Origin of the sequence: Kitasatospora sp. NPDC001603, assembly GCF_040298365.1 — a bacterium.
Classification (GTDB): domain Bacteria; phylum Actinomycetota; class Actinomycetes; order Streptomycetales; family Streptomycetaceae; genus Kitasatospora.
Genome location: NZ_JBEPAA010000076.1, coordinates 1 through 16139 on the forward strand (window position 1 = coordinate 1; position 16139 = coordinate 16139).

The 16139-nt window shown below is 74.8% G+C and carries 14 protein-coding genes; 8 read left to right on the forward strand and 6 right to left on the reverse strand.

Annotated features, from left to right (window positions below):
• Positions 1-94 precede the first annotated feature (94 nt).
• Complete coding sequence (locus ABT263_RS31865; protein ID WP_352295666.1) at positions 95-1261, reverse strand: peptidoglycan recognition protein family protein; 1167 nt, start codon at positions 1259-1261, stop codon at positions 95-97.
• A gap of 404 nt (positions 1262-1665) precedes the next feature.
• Here ABT263_RS31865 and ABT263_RS31870 point away from each other — a divergent pair, with 404 nt between their 5' ends.
• The 3 genes from ABT263_RS31870 to ABT263_RS31880 all read left to right on the forward strand — a co-directional run bounded on the left by ABT263_RS31870 (position 1666) and on the right by ABT263_RS31880 (position 4239).
• Positions 1666-3318: an AMP-binding protein gene (locus ABT263_RS31870; protein WP_352295668.1), complete on the forward strand. Its 1653-nt coding sequence runs from the start codon at positions 1666-1668 to the stop codon at positions 3316-3318.
• 127 nt (positions 3319-3445) lie between these two features.
• On the forward strand, positions 3446-3817 hold the full coding sequence (locus ABT263_RS31875; RefSeq protein WP_329491474.1) for a PRC-barrel domain containing protein: 372 nt from the start codon (positions 3446-3448) through the stop codon (positions 3815-3817).
• 131 nt (positions 3818-3948) lie between these two features.
• Entirely contained in the window at positions 3949-4239 is a 291-nt protein-coding gene (locus ABT263_RS31880; protein ID WP_329491475.1) for a WhiB family transcriptional regulator, read from the forward strand.
• Here ABT263_RS31880 and ABT263_RS31885 read toward each other — a convergent pair.
• On the reverse strand, positions 4215-5171 hold the full coding sequence (locus ABT263_RS31885) for a GlxA family transcriptional regulator (protein ID WP_329491476.1): 957 nt from the start codon (positions 5169-5171) through the stop codon (positions 4215-4217). The genes ABT263_RS31880 and ABT263_RS31885 overlap by 25 nt on opposite strands.
• An 80-nt stretch (positions 5172-5251) precedes the next feature.
• Between ABT263_RS31885 and ABT263_RS31890 the strand changes: the two genes are divergently transcribed.
• Both ABT263_RS31890 and ABT263_RS31895 read left to right on the forward strand, forming a co-directional pair.
• Entirely contained in the window at positions 5252-6187 is a 936-nt protein-coding gene (locus ABT263_RS31890; protein WP_352295752.1) for an NADP-dependent oxidoreductase, read from the forward strand.
• Between the two features lie 127 nt (positions 6188-6314).
• On the forward strand, positions 6315-7298 hold the full coding sequence (locus ABT263_RS31895) for an aldo/keto reductase (RefSeq protein WP_352295670.1): 984 nt from the start codon (positions 6315-6317) through the stop codon (positions 7296-7298).
• A 63-nt stretch (positions 7299-7361) separates the two neighbouring features.
• On the opposite strand, the gene ABT263_RS31900 is transcribed toward ABT263_RS31895, so the two are convergent.
• The gene (locus ABT263_RS31900) at positions 7362-9731 is read right to left on the reverse strand and encodes a HelD family protein (protein ID WP_352295673.1); all 2370 of its coding nucleotides are present in this window, start codon (positions 9729-9731) and stop codon (positions 7362-7364) included.
• A 660-nt stretch (positions 9732-10391) separates the two neighbouring features.
• Here ABT263_RS31900 and ABT263_RS31905 point away from each other — a divergent pair.
• Entirely contained in the window at positions 10392-11756 is a 1365-nt protein-coding gene (locus ABT263_RS31905) for an FAD-dependent oxidoreductase (protein WP_352295676.1), read from the forward strand.
• 139 nt (positions 11757-11895) lie between these two features.
• Here the strand turns inward: ABT263_RS31905 and ABT263_RS31910 are convergent, their stop codons facing one another.
• From ABT263_RS31910 to ABT263_RS31920, 3 genes are all read right to left on the reverse strand, one after another.
• Positions 11896-12825, reverse strand: a complete 930-nt coding sequence (locus tag ABT263_RS31910; protein WP_352295679.1) for a SecDF P1 head subdomain-containing protein — start codon at positions 12823-12825, stop codon at positions 11896-11898.
• A gap of 123 nt (positions 12826-12948) precedes the next feature.
• Positions 12949-13908 carry an MBL fold metallo-hydrolase gene (locus tag ABT263_RS31915; protein ID WP_352295681.1) on the reverse strand — a complete coding sequence of 320 codons (960 nt, stop codon included), beginning with the start codon at positions 13906-13908 and terminating at the stop codon, positions 12949-12951.
• 128 nt (positions 13909-14036) lie between these two features.
• Positions 14037-14771, reverse strand: a complete 735-nt coding sequence (locus ABT263_RS31920; RefSeq protein ID WP_352295684.1) for a DUF4232 domain-containing protein — start codon at positions 14769-14771, stop codon at positions 14037-14039.
• A gap of 298 nt (positions 14772-15069) precedes the next feature.
• Between ABT263_RS31920 and ABT263_RS31925 the strand changes: the two genes are divergently transcribed.
• Together ABT263_RS31925 and ABT263_RS31930 are read left to right on the forward strand one after the other, a co-directional pair.
• Complete coding sequence (locus ABT263_RS31925; protein WP_352295687.1) at positions 15070-15240, forward strand: DUF8730 family Cys-rich protein; 171 nt, start codon at positions 15070-15072, stop codon at positions 15238-15240.
• A gap of 285 nt (positions 15241-15525) precedes the next feature.
• Positions 15526-16122, forward strand: a complete 597-nt coding sequence (locus tag ABT263_RS31930) for a hypothetical protein (RefSeq protein ID WP_352295690.1) — start codon at positions 15526-15528, stop codon at positions 16120-16122.
• Positions 16123-16139: the final 17 nt, after the last annotated feature.

Sequence of the window (16139 nt, forward strand, 5' to 3'; positions counted from 1 at the left end):
CGGTCGGACTTGTCGTCCGGGGCCGCCCCCCCCGGCGCGGGCGGGGGGGGGGGGGGGGGGGCGCCCCCCCCCCCCCCCGCCCCGGCCGGCCGGGTCAGTGCCCGGGGGCGGGGACGGCCGCCACGTCGGCGCGCAGCGCCGGCAGGTCGGCGTACATCGTGCCGCCGGGGCAGTCGGTGGCCAGCCAGTCGCGGTGGCCGCTGATCATCTCGACCGGCTTGGTCACGCCGTTGACCGGGTTCACGAAGGTGACGTGCGCCTGGGGGTCCAGGTTGTGCGCGCGGGTCAGCACGGCGAGCAGCGCGGTCAGCGACGTGCGGGCCGGGGCGGTCGGCGCCTGGCTGCTGAGGGTGCCCAGCAGGGCGATGCCGATGTTGCCCGAGTTGAAGCCGGCGGTGTGGAAGGCCGTCACGGCGTTCCCGGCCGCGTCGTGCGCCGGGATGCCGTCGTCGCCCGACCAGCGGCCCTCGTAGATCCGGCCGGCCTCGTCGATCAGGAAGTGGTAGCCGATGTCGCCCCAGTCGTTGGTGATCGCGTGGTACTCGTAGATCGCCCGCACGGTGGCCGCCGGGTCCGGGTCGGCGTTGGCGGTGTCGGTGTGGTGCACCGTCAGGGTCTGCAGCGGGTAGTACTTCGCGGGGGAGTTCTCCACGCCGTTCTTGAAGCGCTTGGACTCGTCGGCGCCCCAGGCCGCGCGGGAGAGGTACTCGACCCCGCAGAAGGTGACGGGCGTCGTCGGGGCGAGCGAGACCGTGCGGGCCGGGCCGTGCACGGTGTCGATGGCGGCGGAGCGGACGTTGGCCGCCCCGTCGGGCAGGCGCAGGTCGTAGCCGGGCGCGCCGTCGGCGGCGATCAGCGCGGTGGCGGTCCCGACCGTGCGGTCGGCGCCGTCCGGGCCGCCCGCGCAGCCGGCGGGCAGCGGCTGCCACGCCCCGCGGGTCGCGTCGTCGCGGTGCAGCCGGATGGCGGCGCCGCGGGCGGGGCCGTCCCAGCTGACGCCGACGTAGCGGATCGGGAAGTCCGCCCGCACGGTGGTGGCCTCGCGGCCCACCGCGGACAGCGCCCGGGTCTCGGGGATGCGGGCCGTCCGGGCGGCGAGCGGCTGGGCCCCGCCCGCGCCGGTGCCCGCGGCGTTGCCGGCGCCGGTGCCGCTGCCGGCGGCGGCGGCCGACGCGGCGGGGGTGACGGCGAGCGCGGCGGCGGTGGCACCGATCGCCGTGACGAGGGTGCGCCGGGTGACGGCGGGCTTCGGGTGGGGCATGGGCGGTCCTGTCTCGGGCGTGTGCGGGAACGGAGGGCCCGAGGATCGGCCCCGGATGCAGCGCCCCCCGCTGACAGAAGTTCAGTCAATGCCGAATGTACACAATTGACCGTGTCCATCCTGACGATCCAGGGTGATCTTTGCCCGAAAGTGCAGGTCGGACCGGGGATCGGCGGCCGGGGGCAGCCGCGCGGACCGCCGATCCCCGGCCCGTTCCCCGTGCCGTCGAGGCGGTCCCGGCCCCTCGACCGCGGCGTCGAACCGGCCTGTCATGAGGTCCTCTCCGACGGGCCGCACGGGTGACGTCCCGTCACCGTCGCGGGCGGGAAGGGGCGATGACGCCGGGCGCGGCCTTGCATAGACTCGGTCGCCATTCGTCCGGGCGAGTCCAGGAGAGTCAGCGCATGACCAACCCGTCCCCCAGTTCCGCCGTCGGCACCTCGGCCACGCCCCTGCTGGACGACACCATCGGCGCGAGCCTCGACCGCGCGGTCCGCGCCTTTCCCGGCCGCGAGGCCCTGGTCGACCTGCCGTCCGGCCGTCGGTGGACGTACCGGGAGCTGGCTGAGGAGGTGGACCGGGTCGCGCTGGGGCTGCTGGCGCTCGGCGTCGGCCGGGGCGACCGGGTCGGGATCTGGGCGCCGAACTGCGCGGAGTGGGTGTTCACCCAGTACGCCACCGCGCGGATCGGCGCCGTCCTGGTGACCGTCAACCCCGGCTACCGGGCGCACGAACTGGAGTACGTCCTAAGGCAGTCGGGCATCCGAACGATCGTGGCCGCGGCCGCCTTCAAGACCTCCGACTACGCGGCCATGCTGGCCGAGACCGCCCCGCGCTGCCCCGCGCTGAAGGACGTCCTGCTGATCGGCTCGCCGGCCTGGACCGACCTGCTCGCCCGGGCCGAGCACGCCGACCGCGGCCCGCTGCACGCCGCCGCCGCGGCGCTGGGCCCGGACGACCCGATCAACATCCAGTACACCTCGGGCACCACGGGCTTCCCGAAGGGCGCGACCCTGTCGCACCGCAACATCCTCAACAACGGCTTCTTCGTGGGTGAGTTGTGCGGCTACTCGGAACACGACCGGATCTGCGTACCGGTGCCGTTCTACCACTGCTTCGGGATGGTGATGGGAAACCTCGCCGCGCTCTCGCACGGCGCCTGCGTGGTGATCCCGGCCGCCGGGTTCGAGCCCGCGACCACCCTGCGCGCGGTGGCCGCCGAGCGCTGCACCTCGCTCTACGGCGTCCCGACCATGTTCATCGCCGAACTCAACGACCCGTCCTTCGCCGAGCACGACCTCTCCAGCCTGCGCACCGGGATTATGGCCGGATCGCCGTGCCCCACCGAGGTGATGAAGCAGGTCGTCGAGCGGATGGGCATGCGCGACGTGTCGATCTGCTACGGCATGACCGAGACCTCCCCGGTGTCCGTCCAGACCCGGACGGAGGACCCGCTGGAGCGCCGGGTCTCCACCGTCGGACGGGTCGGCCCGCACCTCGAAGTGAAGGTCGTCGACCCGCGGACCGGCCGCACCGTGCCCCGTGGCACCCCCGGCGAACTGTGCACCCGCGGCTACTCGGTGATGATCGGCTACTGGGAGCAGCCCGACCGGACCGCCGAAGTCCTGGACGCCGACGGCTGGATGCACAGCGGCGACCTCGCGGTGATGGACGAGGAGGGCTACCTCACCATCACCGGGCGGATCAAGGACATGGTCATCCGCGGCGGCGAGAACATCTACCCGCGGGAGGTCGAGGAGTTCCTGCACACCCACCCGGACGTCCTGGACGCCCAGGTCATCGGCGTCCCCGACGCCACGTACGGGGAGGAGCTGATGGCCTGGATCCGGCTGCGCCCCGGCGCCCCCGAGCTGACCGCCGAGGGGCTGCGCGCCTTCTGCGCCGGCCGGATCGCGCACTACAAGATCCCGCGCTACGTGCACCTCGTCGACGAGTTCCCGATGACCGTCACCGGAAAGATCCGGAAGGTCGAGATGCGCGAGCAGGCCGTCGTCCTGCTGGACCTCGCCGCGGCGGCCGCCGAGGGGCACGCCTGACGGACCCTCGGCCCGGATCGGGCGGATGTCCGCCACAGGGGTGTGGAGCGGCGCGTCCGGGGCAGCCGGGGTGCGAGGACGCGCCGCCCGGGACGGTCCGGGCGGCACCGAGCGGAAGGAATCCGGCATGAGCGACACGAGCGACATCGACATCTGGGCGTTCCGGTCGACCTCCGGCCACGTCGCCGACGGCGATCTGGTCGGCTTTCACGTGGAGGCGACCGACGGGCCGATCGGCAAGGTCGACCGGCACTCGCCGGAGGCCGGCTCGCAGTACCTCGTCGTCGACACCGGCCCGTGGATCTTCGGCCGCCAGGTCCTGCTGCCGGCGGGCACGGTGCTGCGCGTCGAGCAGGACGAGAAGAAGGTCTACGTCGACCGGACGAAGGACGAGATCAAGAACGGCCCGACGTTCGAGCCGATCGGGTACGACGAGGACATCGCCTACCTGGAGACCTTCGGCGCCTACTACGGCCCGTACTACGGCGGGCGGTACTGAGCGCTCCACCGCGCCGCACGCCCACCCGTCGCCATCCCGAACGAACGCACGACACGTCTCGGTACCACACGACACGTCTCGGTACCACCCGACACCACCCGACAACACTCCGAAGGGACGGAGTCAGCGCCATGACGAACATCGCACATCTGCCCGGGGCCCTCGACCACCGGTGGGACTGGCAGCGGCACGGTGCCTGCCGGTCCGCCGACAGCGGTCTCTTCTTCCACCCGGTCGGCGAACGCGGCGAGGCCCACGACTCGCGTGAGAGCGCCGCGAAGGAGGTCTGCGCCGGCTGCCCCGTACGGCGCGAGTGCCTGCGCTACGCCCTGGAGGCGCACGAGCGGTACGGGGTCTGGGGCGGCCTCGGCGAGGGCGATCGCCTGCGCCTGCGGCGTCAGGCCCGGAAGGTGCGCCGGTAGGCGCCCGGCGGCACGCCGATCGCGGAGTGCAGGTGCTGGCGCAGGGACGCGCCGGTACCGAAGCCCACCCGCTCGGCGATCCGGTTGACCGGCAGGTCGCTGCTCTCCAGCAGGTGCCTGGCCAGGTCGACGCGCTGCTGGGTGAGCCACTGGCCCGGGCTCAGCCCGACCTCGGCCCGGAAGCGCCGGGTGAAGGTGCGCCGGCTCATGCCCGCGTGGCCGGCGAGGTCGGTCAGCTGGAGGGGCTCGTGCAGCCGGTCGAGGGCCCACGCCCGGGTGGCGGACGTCCCGGCGTCCGTGCTCTCCGGGACGGGCCGTTGCACGTACTGGGCCTGGCCCCCCTCGCGCTGCGGCGGGACGACGCAGCACCGGGCGACCAGATTGGCGACGGCGCTGCCGTGGTCGGAGCGGATCAGGTGCAGGATCAGGTCGATGCCGGCCGCGGCGCCGGCCGAGGTGAGGATCCGCCCGGTGTCGACGAACAGGACGTCGGGGGCGAGGTCGACCTCCGGGTAGAACCGCCGGAACCGGTCGGCGTGCCGCCAGTGGGTGGCGGCGGCCCGGCCGTCGAGCAGACCGGCCGCGGCGAGCACGAAGGTGGCGATGCAGATCCCGGCGATCCGTGCGTCGGGGCGCAGCAGCGCCAGTGCCTCGGCGACGCGCGGCGGCAGGGAGTCCCGGTCGACGATGCCGGCGAACTCCTCGGAAGCCGGGATCACCAGCGTGTCGGCGCCGGCGAGCGCGCTGCGGTCGTGTTCGACGCTGATGGAGAAGTCGGCGGAGGTACGGACGGGCCGGCCGTCGAGCGAGCAGGTGACCACCTCGTAGAGGGGCCGGCCCTCGGTGTCCGTGGCGGCTCCGAAGAGTCGGGAGGCGAGGCTCAGCTCGAACGGGATGACTCCGTCCAGGGCCAGGACGACGATGCGGTGCATGGCCCAATTCTTGCACAGCATGACCTTCGGGCCGCTATCCGCGCTGGTCGGGGCCGGAGCATCCTGGATGCATGAGCACCATGAAAGCCATCACCCAGTACACCTACGGCGGCAGCGACGTCCTGCGCGAGGTCGAGACCGAGCGCCCGGAGCCCGGCCCGTCGGAGGTCCTCGTCCGCGTCCGGGCCGCGGGCATGAACCCCACCGACTGGAAGCACCGCCAGAATCCCGGTTTCCTCGACCGCCTCCCGCTGGTCCTCGGCTGGGACGTCTCCGGCGTCGTCGAGGCGGTCGGCCCGGGCGTGACGATCCACCGTCCCGGCGACGAGGTCTTCGGGATGCTGCCCTACCCCTACGGCGTCGGCTCGTTCGCCGAGTACGCGGTGGCCCCGGCCCGCGCGCTGGTCCGCAAGCCGGTCGGGGTCGACCACGTGCAGGCGGGCGCGATCCCGCTGGCGGCGCTGACCGCCTGGCAGGTGCTGGTCGACGCGGCGGGCGTCCGGCCCGGCGAGCGCGTCCTGATCCACGCGGCGGCGGGCGGTGTCGGCCACCTCGCCGTGCAGATCGCCAAGACCCGCGGCGCGTACGTGATCGGCACGGCCAGTGCCCCCAAGCACGCGCTGCTGCGCGAACTGGGCGCCGACGAGCTGATCGACTACCGCACGGAGGACTTCACCCGGATCGCCCCGGTCGACCTCGTCCTGGACACCATCGGCGGCGACACCGCGATCCGCTCGCTGGACACCCTGAAGCCGGGCGGCCGACTGATCAGCATCGCGCTCGGAGCGCTGCCCGCCGACCTCGCCGAGCAGGCCGCGGCCCGGGGCGTCGAGGCCGTCCCGCTGCTGGTCGAGGCCGATCAGGCCGGTATGCGGGCGATCGCCGGGCTGGTCGAGGCGGGCGAGCTGCGGGCCGTCGTGGAGGCCGTCTTCCCGCTCGCCGACGCGGCCAAGGGGCACGACCTGGGTGACACCGGCCGGGTCACCGGGAAGGTCGTGCTGACCGTCGGCGAGTAGCGCCCGTACGCACCGCCGCCCGTACGCACCGCCGCCCGGCCCGCCCCGACACGTCGGGGCGGGCCGGGCCGGGCGGCCATCGCGCCGCCTCGCCGCTGGTGAGGTGCCCCTGTGAGAGGCTCGCCCCATGGAACAGCGTGTACTCGGCCGCACCGGCCGACCCGTCTCCGTCGTGGGGCTCGGTACCTGGCAGCTCGGCGCGGACTGGGGTGACGTCCGCGAGGAGGACGCGCTCGACGTCCTGAACGCCTCCGTCGAGGCCGGCGTCACCCTCTTCGACACCGCCGACGTCTACGGCGACGGCCGCAGCGAGCAGCTGATCGGCCGCTACCTGAAGGGCCGCCCGGACGCCGGGGTCTTCGTCGCCACCAAGTTCGGGCGCCGGGCCGAGCAGCGCCCGGAGCACTACAACCTCGCCAACTTCCGTGCCTGGTCCGACCGTTCCCGCTCCAACCTGGGCGTGGACCGGCTCGACCTGGTGCAGCTGCACTGCCCGCCGACGCCGGTCTACTCCGACGACGAGGTGTACGACGCCCTGGACACCCTGGTCGCCGAGGAGCGGATCGCCGCCTACGGCGTCAGCGTGGAGACCTGCGCGCAGGCCCTGACCGCGATCGCCCGGCCCGGTGTCGCGAGCGTCCAGATCATCCTGAACGCCTTCCGGCTGAAGCCGCTGGAGCTGGTCCTGCCCGCCGCCGCGGCCGCCGGGGTGGGCATCCTGGCCCGCGTGCCGCTCGCCTCGGGGCTGCTCTCCGGCCGCTACACCGCGCGGACCGCGTTCGCCGCGGACGACCACCGCAGCTACAACCGGCACGGCGAGGCCTTCGACCAGGGAGAGACCTTCTCCGGCGTCGACTTCGCGACCGGCGTCGAGGCGGCGGCGGAGTTCGCCGCACTCGCGCCCGGGGAGGCGACCCCGGCGCAGACCGCACTGCGCTGGATCATCCAGCAGCCGGGCGTCACGACGGTGATCCCCGGTGCGCGCAACCCCGAGCAGGCCCGGGCGAACGCCGCCGCGGCCGGCCTCCCGCCGCTGCCCGGGGCGACCCTCGCCGCCGTCCGGGACCTCTACGACCGCCGGATCCGCGCCCAGGTCCACGAGCGCTGGTGACCTCCCGCCGGTGGGGCGTGTGCCACCCGACCGGGCGGCACACGCCTGCGCGGGAGCCGCGCCTCAGCGGGCCTCCAGGCCCTCCAGCATCGCCGGCAGCTCCCGGCTGTGCACGACCCCGAGGCTCTTCGTCGCGCGGGTGAGGGCGACATAGAGGTCGTTCCCGCCGCGGGAGTGCGCCGCGAGGATCTCGTCGGGCTCCACGACGAGGACGGCGTCGAACTCCAGCCCCTTGGACTGCGCCGCCGTCATCAGGACGACCGGCGAGTCCAGCGACGCCGGGCCGTCGGCACGCGCCACACCGGCCAGCCCGGCCAGCTCGTCGACCAGCTCGACCGGGAAGCCGGGGGCGTGCAGGATCGCCATCCGGCGGCCGTCCAGCTCCGCGATCTCCCGCTCGACGACGGCGCGCAGGGCCGCGCCCCGGTTCTCCTCGGGGATCCGCAGGCTCCACGGAACGGTCCCGCCGCCGCGCACCGCGGTCGGCGCGGTGAGCGCCGGGTCGACCGCCCGCAGGACGCCCTCGGTGACCCGCATGATCTCGGCCGGGGTCCGGTAGTTGATGGTGAGTTCCACCGTGCGCCAGCGCCCGGCGGTGTACTCGTCGAGCGCCTCGCCCCAGGAGTTCAGCCCGGCCGGGGCGCCGGTCTGGGCCAGGTCGCCCACGATCGTCATGGACCGGCCGGGGCAGCGGCGGGTCAGCAGCCGCCAGGCCATCGGGGAGAGCTCCTGCGCCTCGTCCACGATGATGTGCCCGAAGCCCCAGGTCCGGTCCTCGGCCGCGCGCTCGGAGAGCGGCCGGAACTCGCCCTCGCCCTGGTACTGGCGCGTCAGCAGCTCCGCGTCGATCTCGGCCAGCCCCGCGCCGAAGTCCTCCAGGACGACCTTGGCGAACTCCAGCCGCTCGGCCTCGGCGGCGGCGTCGGCCCGGCGGGTGACGGCGCTGCCCGGCAGCGGGCCGAGGAGTTCGGCGGCCTCGTCGAGCAGCGGCACGTCGTCGGTGGTCCAGGGAGCGGCCGGCTCGTCCGGACCGGGCCGCTCGCGCAGCAGGGCGGCGCGCTCGGCCTCGGAGAAGTCCGGCATGGCGTCCGCGAGCAGCTCCGGGGAGGCGAACAGCGCGGTGAGCAGCTGCTCCGGACCGAGCAGCGGCCACAGCTTCTCGGCCAGGGCCTGGAAGTCGCGCTCGACGACGAGCGCGTCGGCGAGGTCCACCACGTCGTCCAGCGCCATCTCCCCGCCCCGGTCCCTGGCGATCCGCAGGGCCAGCTCGGAGGAGAGCCGCTCCACCAGGGCGGCCCGGGCCGCGTTGTGGGGCTCGCCGGTCCGGTGCGCGGCGGCGTGCGCCCGCTCGCAGAGCGCCCGTCCGATCACGAGCTCCTCCTGGTGCGGCGAGCTGCGGCCCACGGTGATGGTCCAGGGCTCCTCTTCCTCCGGGAGCTGTCGCAGGCCCTCCAGCGCGGTGGCGAGCACCCGCGCCATCCGGGCGTCGCCCTTCACGGCGGCGGCCTCCGGCGTCTCGGTGTCCGTCCCGGTCACGCCCGGGTAGAGGGCGCCGATGCTGCTCAGCACGACCTCGCTCTCGCCGAGCGCGGGGAGCACCTGGTCGATGTAGCGCAGGAACGTCCTGTTCGGCCCGATGACCAGCACACCGCGCTTGGCCAGGCGGTCGCGGTGGGTGTAGAGCAGGTACGCGGCGCGGTGCAGGGCGACCACGGTCTTGCCGGTGCCCGGGCCGCCCTGGACGACCAGCACGCCGCTCAGCTCGGAGCGGATCACCCGGTCCTGCTCGGCCTGGATGGTCGAGACGATGTCCCCCATCCGGCCGGTCCGGGCCGCGGTCAGCGAGGCGAGCAGGGCGCTCTCCCCGCTGAGGCCGGAGCCGTCCCGGCCCTCCAGGGCACCCATGGCGAAGGCGTCGTCGTCGAAGTCGACGACGGTCCGCCCCTTGGTCCGCAGGTGCCGTCGCCCCGTCACCCCGCCGGGCGCGGCCGGCGTCGCGCGGTAGAACGGCTCCGCGGCCGACGCCCGCCAGTCGGTGAGCAGCGGCTCGTGGTCGTCGTCCGCGAGGGCGATCCGGCCGATGTACTGCCGCTCGCCGTCGGCGGTGTCGAGCCGGCCGAAGCAGAGCCCGTACTCCGCGGCGTACAGCTCCGCCAGCCGGCGGGTGTGGTGGAGCTCCATGGTGTCGCGCTCCAGGCGGGACTGGAGCGTGCCGCCCTGCTCCTGGCGGTGGACCGCGCGCAGCCGGGCCGTCGCGAGTTCGCGCCGGCTCTCCAGCCGGTCGTAGAGCCGGCCGACGTAGGCGTTCTCCGCCCGCAGCTCCCGGGCCCGCCAGTCGTCGGAGGGCAGGGCGGCGCCCGGGTCCGCCCCGGTCCCGGCTCCGGCATCGACACCGGCGGGACGTTCGGACGAGGACGACGACGTGGGGACCATGGCCAGCTCCATTGACTCAGGGGTCCTCGACCGACCGGGCGACCGAGGGTGGCGGTGCGAGGACCGCCGTGTGCGACACGGGAAGGCCCGGGGCCGGCGCCTGCGCTCGGCCGGCGGCCCGGGACGGGGACACTCAGGATAATGATCTTGGGAGAGCGGCGGACCCGGAAGCCGGTGCCGCCGAGCGCCGCGGGGGCGCGAATCCGGGCCGCTGCGCCTCCATATCCGCAGGTCCCGGCCTCGGCGGACAATTCTGCGGTACGACGGGGGCCTTGCCGCAAGACCCCCGGTGCGCTATAAGTTGGGAGTGGAAAGGAGTGGGTCGACCTCCTTCCCGTTCATCGTCCGCAGTGGTCGGACACCCCCGTACGAAGCGCGGTGAGCCCGCGTTCCGCCGTGCCCTCCGCTGCCGCCGCGCCGGTGCCGCGCCCGTTCGGACGGGTCGGTCGGGGGCATGCCGGAGTCCCCGGAGCCTCTCACACTCCGCGGCGCGGATGGGCGGCCCCGGGCGGCGGCCGGATCCCGTACCAGAGGCCTCCGCGCCCCGCCCATAGGTTGGCTCTATGAGGTCATAGCTCCGGACCCCCTACAGCAGTGCAGACTGCAGAGGTTTGCTACGAACGTCCGTCTGCCGCTCGCCCGTCCGGAGGAACGCCCGCCATGTCCCGCCCGATCCGCATCGCGATCGTCGGAGCCGGCCCCGCCGGCATCTACGCCGCAGACGCCCTGCTCAAGTCCGACGCCGCCCAGGCCCCGGGCGTCTCCATCGACCTGTTCGAGCGGATGCCCGCGCCGTTCGGCCTGATCCGCTACGGCGTCGCCCCCGACCACCCCCGGATCAAGGGCATCGTCACCGCGCTGCACCAGGTCCTGGAGAAGCCCGGCATACGCCTGTTCGGCAACGTCGACTACCCGAACGACCTCACCCTGGACGACCTGCACCGCTTCTACGACGCGGCGGTCTTCGCCACCGGTGCGACGGCCGACCGGGCACTCGACATCCCCGGCGTCGGCCTGGACGGCTCCCACGGCGCCGCCGACTTCGTCTCCTGGTACGACGGGCACCCCGACGTCCCCCGGACGTGGCCGCTGGAGGCCCGCAAGGTCGCCGTCCTCGGCGCGGGCAACGTGGCGCTCGACGTGGCCCGCATCCTCGCCAAGACCGCCGACGAACTGCTCTCCACCGAGATCCCGCCGAACGTCCACGCCGGCCTGACGGCCAACCAGGCGCTGGAGGTGCACGTCTTCGGCCGCCGCGGCCCGGCCCAGGCCAAGTTCAGCCCCATGGAGCTGCGGGAGCTCGACCACTCCCCGACCATCGAGGTCGTCGTGGACCCCGAGGACATCGAGTACGACGACGGCTCGATCGCCGAGCGCCGCGCCAGCAAGCACGCCGACATGGTCGCCTCCACCATCGAGAACTGGGCCATCCGCGACGTCGGCGACCGCCCGCACCGCGTCCACCTGCACTTCTTCGAGTCGCCCGTCGAGGTGATCGGCGAGGACGGCCGGGTGAGCGGCCTGCGTACCGAGCGCACCGAACTCGACGGCACCGGCAACGTCCGGGGCACCGGCCGGTTCACCGACTGGGACGTCCAGGCCGTCTACCGCGCCATCGGCTACTACTCCGACGAGCTGCCGAAGGTGCCCTTCGACCCGATCAGCGGCACCGTCCCCAACGAGGCCGGCCGCGTCCTGACCGCCGACGGCTCCCACCTCGCCGCCACCTACGTGACCGGCTGGATCAAGCGCGGCCCCGTCGGTCTGATCGGCCACACCAAGGGCGACGCCAACGAGACCGTCGCCTGCCTGCTGGCCGACCACGCCGCCGGCCGCCTCCCCGGCGCCGTCGCGCCCGAGCCCGACGCGGTGGTGGCCCACCTGCGCGGCCAGGGCGTCCGCTTCACCACCTGGGAGGGCTGGAAGGAACTCGACGCGCACGAGCGCGCCCTCGGCGCGGCCGAGGGCCGCGACCGCGTCAAGGTCGTCGACCGCGAGGAGATGCTCCGCCACAGCGGCGCCTGACGCCCCGGCGCACGTTCCTGGTCCCGGCGGACCGCCGGACCGGGCTGGACTCGACGGCGGCGGGACCGCGGGCGGCTGCGGCGCCGCGCAAGCGTCGGCCTTCAGGCCGGGCGACGGGACCCGGGACCCGGCACCCGAGTCAGCCGGTCGGGGTGGAGAGCGCGGCCGTGAAATGGGCGGGCAGGCTGCCGGCGGTGAGGGCGGCGGCCAGGTCCTTGGCCTCGTCCTCGGTGAAGGTGCCGCTGATCACGGCCGATCCGCCGGTGATCGCCTCGGCGACGTAGGGGGCCGAGAGGACCGTGCCGTCCACCGTGACGGCCATCTGGTTGGTGGGCTGCGGCTGCGGGGCGATCCTGCCGGTGAGGGCGGCGAAGGCGGTGCCGCCCTGCGGGGTGAAGTCCACCTGGACCTGCCAGCGGCCCACGGTCTGGCTGTCGAGCACTGCCGAGGCCTTCGCGACGTCGGTGCCCTGGAGGGCGGCCGGGGCCAGCGCGTACTTCATCACCACCGGGGCCGCCTTGGTGGCGGTGCCGCAGATCGCCACGGCGGTGCCCGGATCGACGGCGGCGGGGAGGGCGGCGGCCGGTGCGCCGCAGCTCAGCGCGGCGAACCCGGCGGCGAGTTCGGGCGGCACCGTGCCGGTCGGGGCGACGTCCGCCGCGCCGGGGGACGGGGTGCCGGCTACCGCCACGGCCAGGACCGGGCGGAAGTCCAGCGCGGCCCGGCGGCCGAGCGCCGCGAGGCGGTCCCCGGCGACCTGTCCGGCGACCGAGAGCCGCAGCGCGGCGGCCGCCGGCTCGACCCGGGCGTCCGGCAGGCCGCGCGCCTCGGCGCGCTTGCGCAGCAGTTCGGCCGCCTGCTTCAGCTGCCCCTCGTCCAACGGGTGGTCGGGGGTGTAGACGGCGACGGTCCGGCCGGTGGGTGTGGGGGTCGACGGGGCGGGCGGCGGCCCGGGCCGGGAGTCGCCGCCGGAGGAGCACGCGGTGACGGCCGCCCCGGCGAGCAGGAGCGCGGCCGCCGAGAGGAACGCGCGGGGGCGGTGCCGGACCGTCGCGGAGGTGGTTGCCATGGCGCCAGTCTGCCAGCACGGCCGGCGCGCCGGGGGCGAACGGCCGGGCGGGCAATGGGCGTTCCGCTCCGCCGTGCCCGACCGCCGGTCGCGCCGGACCTCCGGGACCCTTGTCGGCCCCGGTCAGCCCGTGCGGTAGGAGAGCACGAAGTCGTCGAAGGCGTGCCGGCCGGGGCGGGCGGCCGCCTCGTCCAGGGCGCGCCGGATGTCGTGGAGCTGGGCGACCGTCATCTGCAGCGGCGGCTCGTCGGGTTGGTAGGTGTACCGGATCGGGTAGTCCACCCCCGGCCGGTCGGTCATCTCGATGTGGCAGCCGAGCACGTGGCTGACCGGGTGGTCGGCGGCGAAGGCGATCAGCCGGTCGATCGTCGCGACGTAGGCGTCCCAGTCGGCGATGTAGAGCCGCCCCGGGTAGACGGTGTCGCCGGTGAGCAGGAAGCCGGTGAACGGGTCGTAGTAGGTGATGGCGGCTTCGTGGTGGCCGGGACTGGTCAGACAGGTCAGCGTCCGCCCGCCGAGGTCGAGCCGGGCCGGGAGGTCGGGATCGTCGCCCAGCCCGAGGAACGCCCGGACGGTGTCGGCGGCCGCGTCCACCACGACGGTGTCGGGCCGGTCGGCGAACTGCGCGTCCCCCGCGACGTGGTCGCCGTGGCCGTGACTGTGCAGGACGAGCAGCCGGTAGCCGGTGCGGGGGTGGCGGGCGAGCCACCGCGCGACCAGCTCGTCGACCACGCGGCGGAGCGGGAAGAGCTCGGGGGACGCGGTGGCGCCGGTGTCGATCAGTACCGCCCGCTCGCTGCCGAAGAGCAGGAAGAGGAACGGCGCCTCGTAGTTCACGGCCATGTTCTGCCGGAGGATCACGGTGTGCTCGTCGTAGTGGTGGACCTGGAGTTCCGGGTCGGTGTTGTGCTTCGCCGACTCCGAGCCGTGGATCCAGCGCACGTCCAGGGAGCGCCCGGCGGCGTGCTCGGCCACGTTCGAGAAGTCGATCGGGGCCGAGAAGTCGATCGGGGCCGGAGAGCCGGCCGGGGCCGGGGGGCCGGCCGGGTCCGTGCAGGCGGTCGGGTGCGGGCCGGAGGTCATGCGGTCTCCCGTCGGTGTCGTTCGCACCGGCCGGGTGCGCCACCCGCCCCGTCCGGCGTCGGCTCGACCGGGAGCCGCCCTCGCGAACCTAGCAGCCGCCCCCGGCCCCGGGAGCCGGGCGGGCCCGGTCAGAAGTCGTCGGCGCCGTTGCGCAGCTCGTACGTCCAGTAGCCGGTGGCCCAGGCCGCCGGGTCGACGGCGATGCCGCCGTTGCCGGGGGCCTTGACGGTGGCCGGGCCGCTGCCGCCGTCAAGGGCGACGGAGAAGGCGGTCACCGGCTCGTTGTTCTCGTGCACGCCGCCGTCGGACAGCTTCACGAGGGCGTAGGCCGGGGCGCCGGCGGTGAGGACGACGGGTGCGGCGGGCCTGCTCTTGGCCACGGCGGGCACGTTCTCGCGGTGGCTCTCCAGGAACCGGATCCGGGGGTACTCGCTCAGCCGGCAGCTGTGGCCGGAGGTGTTCTTCGCGGTCAGGACGAGGTGCGTGTAGGGCGGGCCGTCCTGGAGGGCGGCGCTGATGGCGACATCCTTGACGGCGCAGAGCGGCGCGGACGCCGCCGCCGGATCGGCGGGTGCCTGCGCGGCACCGGTCGGCCGCGCGGAGGGGGTGCTCGTCCCGGCACCCGCGCCGGCGCCGGTCTTGGTGCCGGAGGGGGCGGCGGTGTTCGGCGCGGTGCCGGCGGCGGTACCGGCGGAGGTGGTGGTGGCCCCGGTGGCGGCGGGCGTGGACTGCGCGGCCGTCGTGGGCGCCGGTGCGGTCCCGCTGTCCGCGGGGTTCCCGCCGCAGGCGGTGAGGACGAGGGCGAGCGCGGCGGCGCCCGTCGCGGCCAGGGCGGTGGTGCGTCGGCGGTGAGTGGTGCGCATGGGAGGCCCCCGGTGTCTGTGGTGCGGTGCGGAACCCGGTCTGCCGGGTCTGGGCACGACCTTGGCCCGGGGGCCGTTCCGGCCGCCAGGGCCGGCCGCGGATTCGGGACGCTGGAACGGTCTTCGGCCTCTGACCTGCGCGAACGCGGCGGCCTGGAACGGCCGCGCGGAACGGCCGGGTCGGGCGGAGCGGCTCGGGCGGGGTGGGGGGAGGATCGGCGCCGGCCGGGAGAAATACCCCCTCGGGTATATTTGGGGGGCGGCCGGTCGGGCCGCCCCGAAGAAGAAGGAGGGCGTCATGTGTCGACGCGTCGTCTGTCGGTCCTGCGGAAAGCCGGGCTACGCCGGGTGCGGCATGCACGTGGACCAGGTGCTGGCCGGGGTACCCCGGGCCGACCGCTGCGCATGCGGGAAGGACGGCGGCCGGGCCGCCGGAGGCTGGCTGGGCAAGCTGTTCGGCCGCCGCTGACCGGCCCGGCGGGGCGCGGCCGAAGGGGCGAGGCTCGGCCGCGACCGGTGGAGCCGTGGGGTGCGGTGGGGAGTCGCGGTCAGGGGGTGCGGAGCGGGAGGGTGCGGAGGTGGCCGCCGAGGTTCCCGTCGCCGGTGCGGAGCACGGTATCGGGGGTGTCGGGCAGGCACTCCACGCCTCGACCTTGCGCCCCGGGAAGGCCGCCAGGACGGTGGGCGAGGTGCACCGGCGCGGCGGGCGTCGCCGCGCTCCTCGCCGGGTAGGGGAGCAGCCGGGGGTGAGTCCATGCGGGGTGCGGCGGGGGCGTCGTTCGTGGTGGTGTCGGGGGTCTGCTGGCTGGTGCCCGCGGTGCTGAGCGCCTGGGGGATCCTCGAACTGCGGGACCACGGCCCGGCGCTGGTGGCCGCGGGCTGCTTCGCGGCGGTCGTGCTGGGCTGCGTGGCCGCCGTGGTCCGGTTGGCCAAGGGGAACGCGGAGCGGACGGCGGCCGCCCTGTCCGGCCTGCTGGCCTCCTGGATCGGCCTCCTCGTCTGCGGGTTCGGGATGCAGGAGCAGCAGCTGCTGCACGACCGGGGGGTCACCTCAGAGGCCGAAGTGGTCCGGACGGTCGTCGGCTCGGACCCGATGGCCGGTCAGGGGCCCTCCGTGACCGGGGTCGACGTGCGGCTGGCCGACGGGACCGAGGTCACCGGCATCGGGACCGGGGGCAGGCGCGTCGCGCTCGGTGACCGGCTCCAGGTGACCGTGGACCCGCGAGGCACCGTCGATCCCCGCCTCGGCCCGCGCCCCGATCCGGCGGACCGCACGGTGGCCGTCGTCCTGCTGGTCGTGATGGCCGGGCTCGCCCTGTTCGGGGGTGCCGCGATGGCCGACGAGCTCTGAGGCGGCGAGCTCTGGGC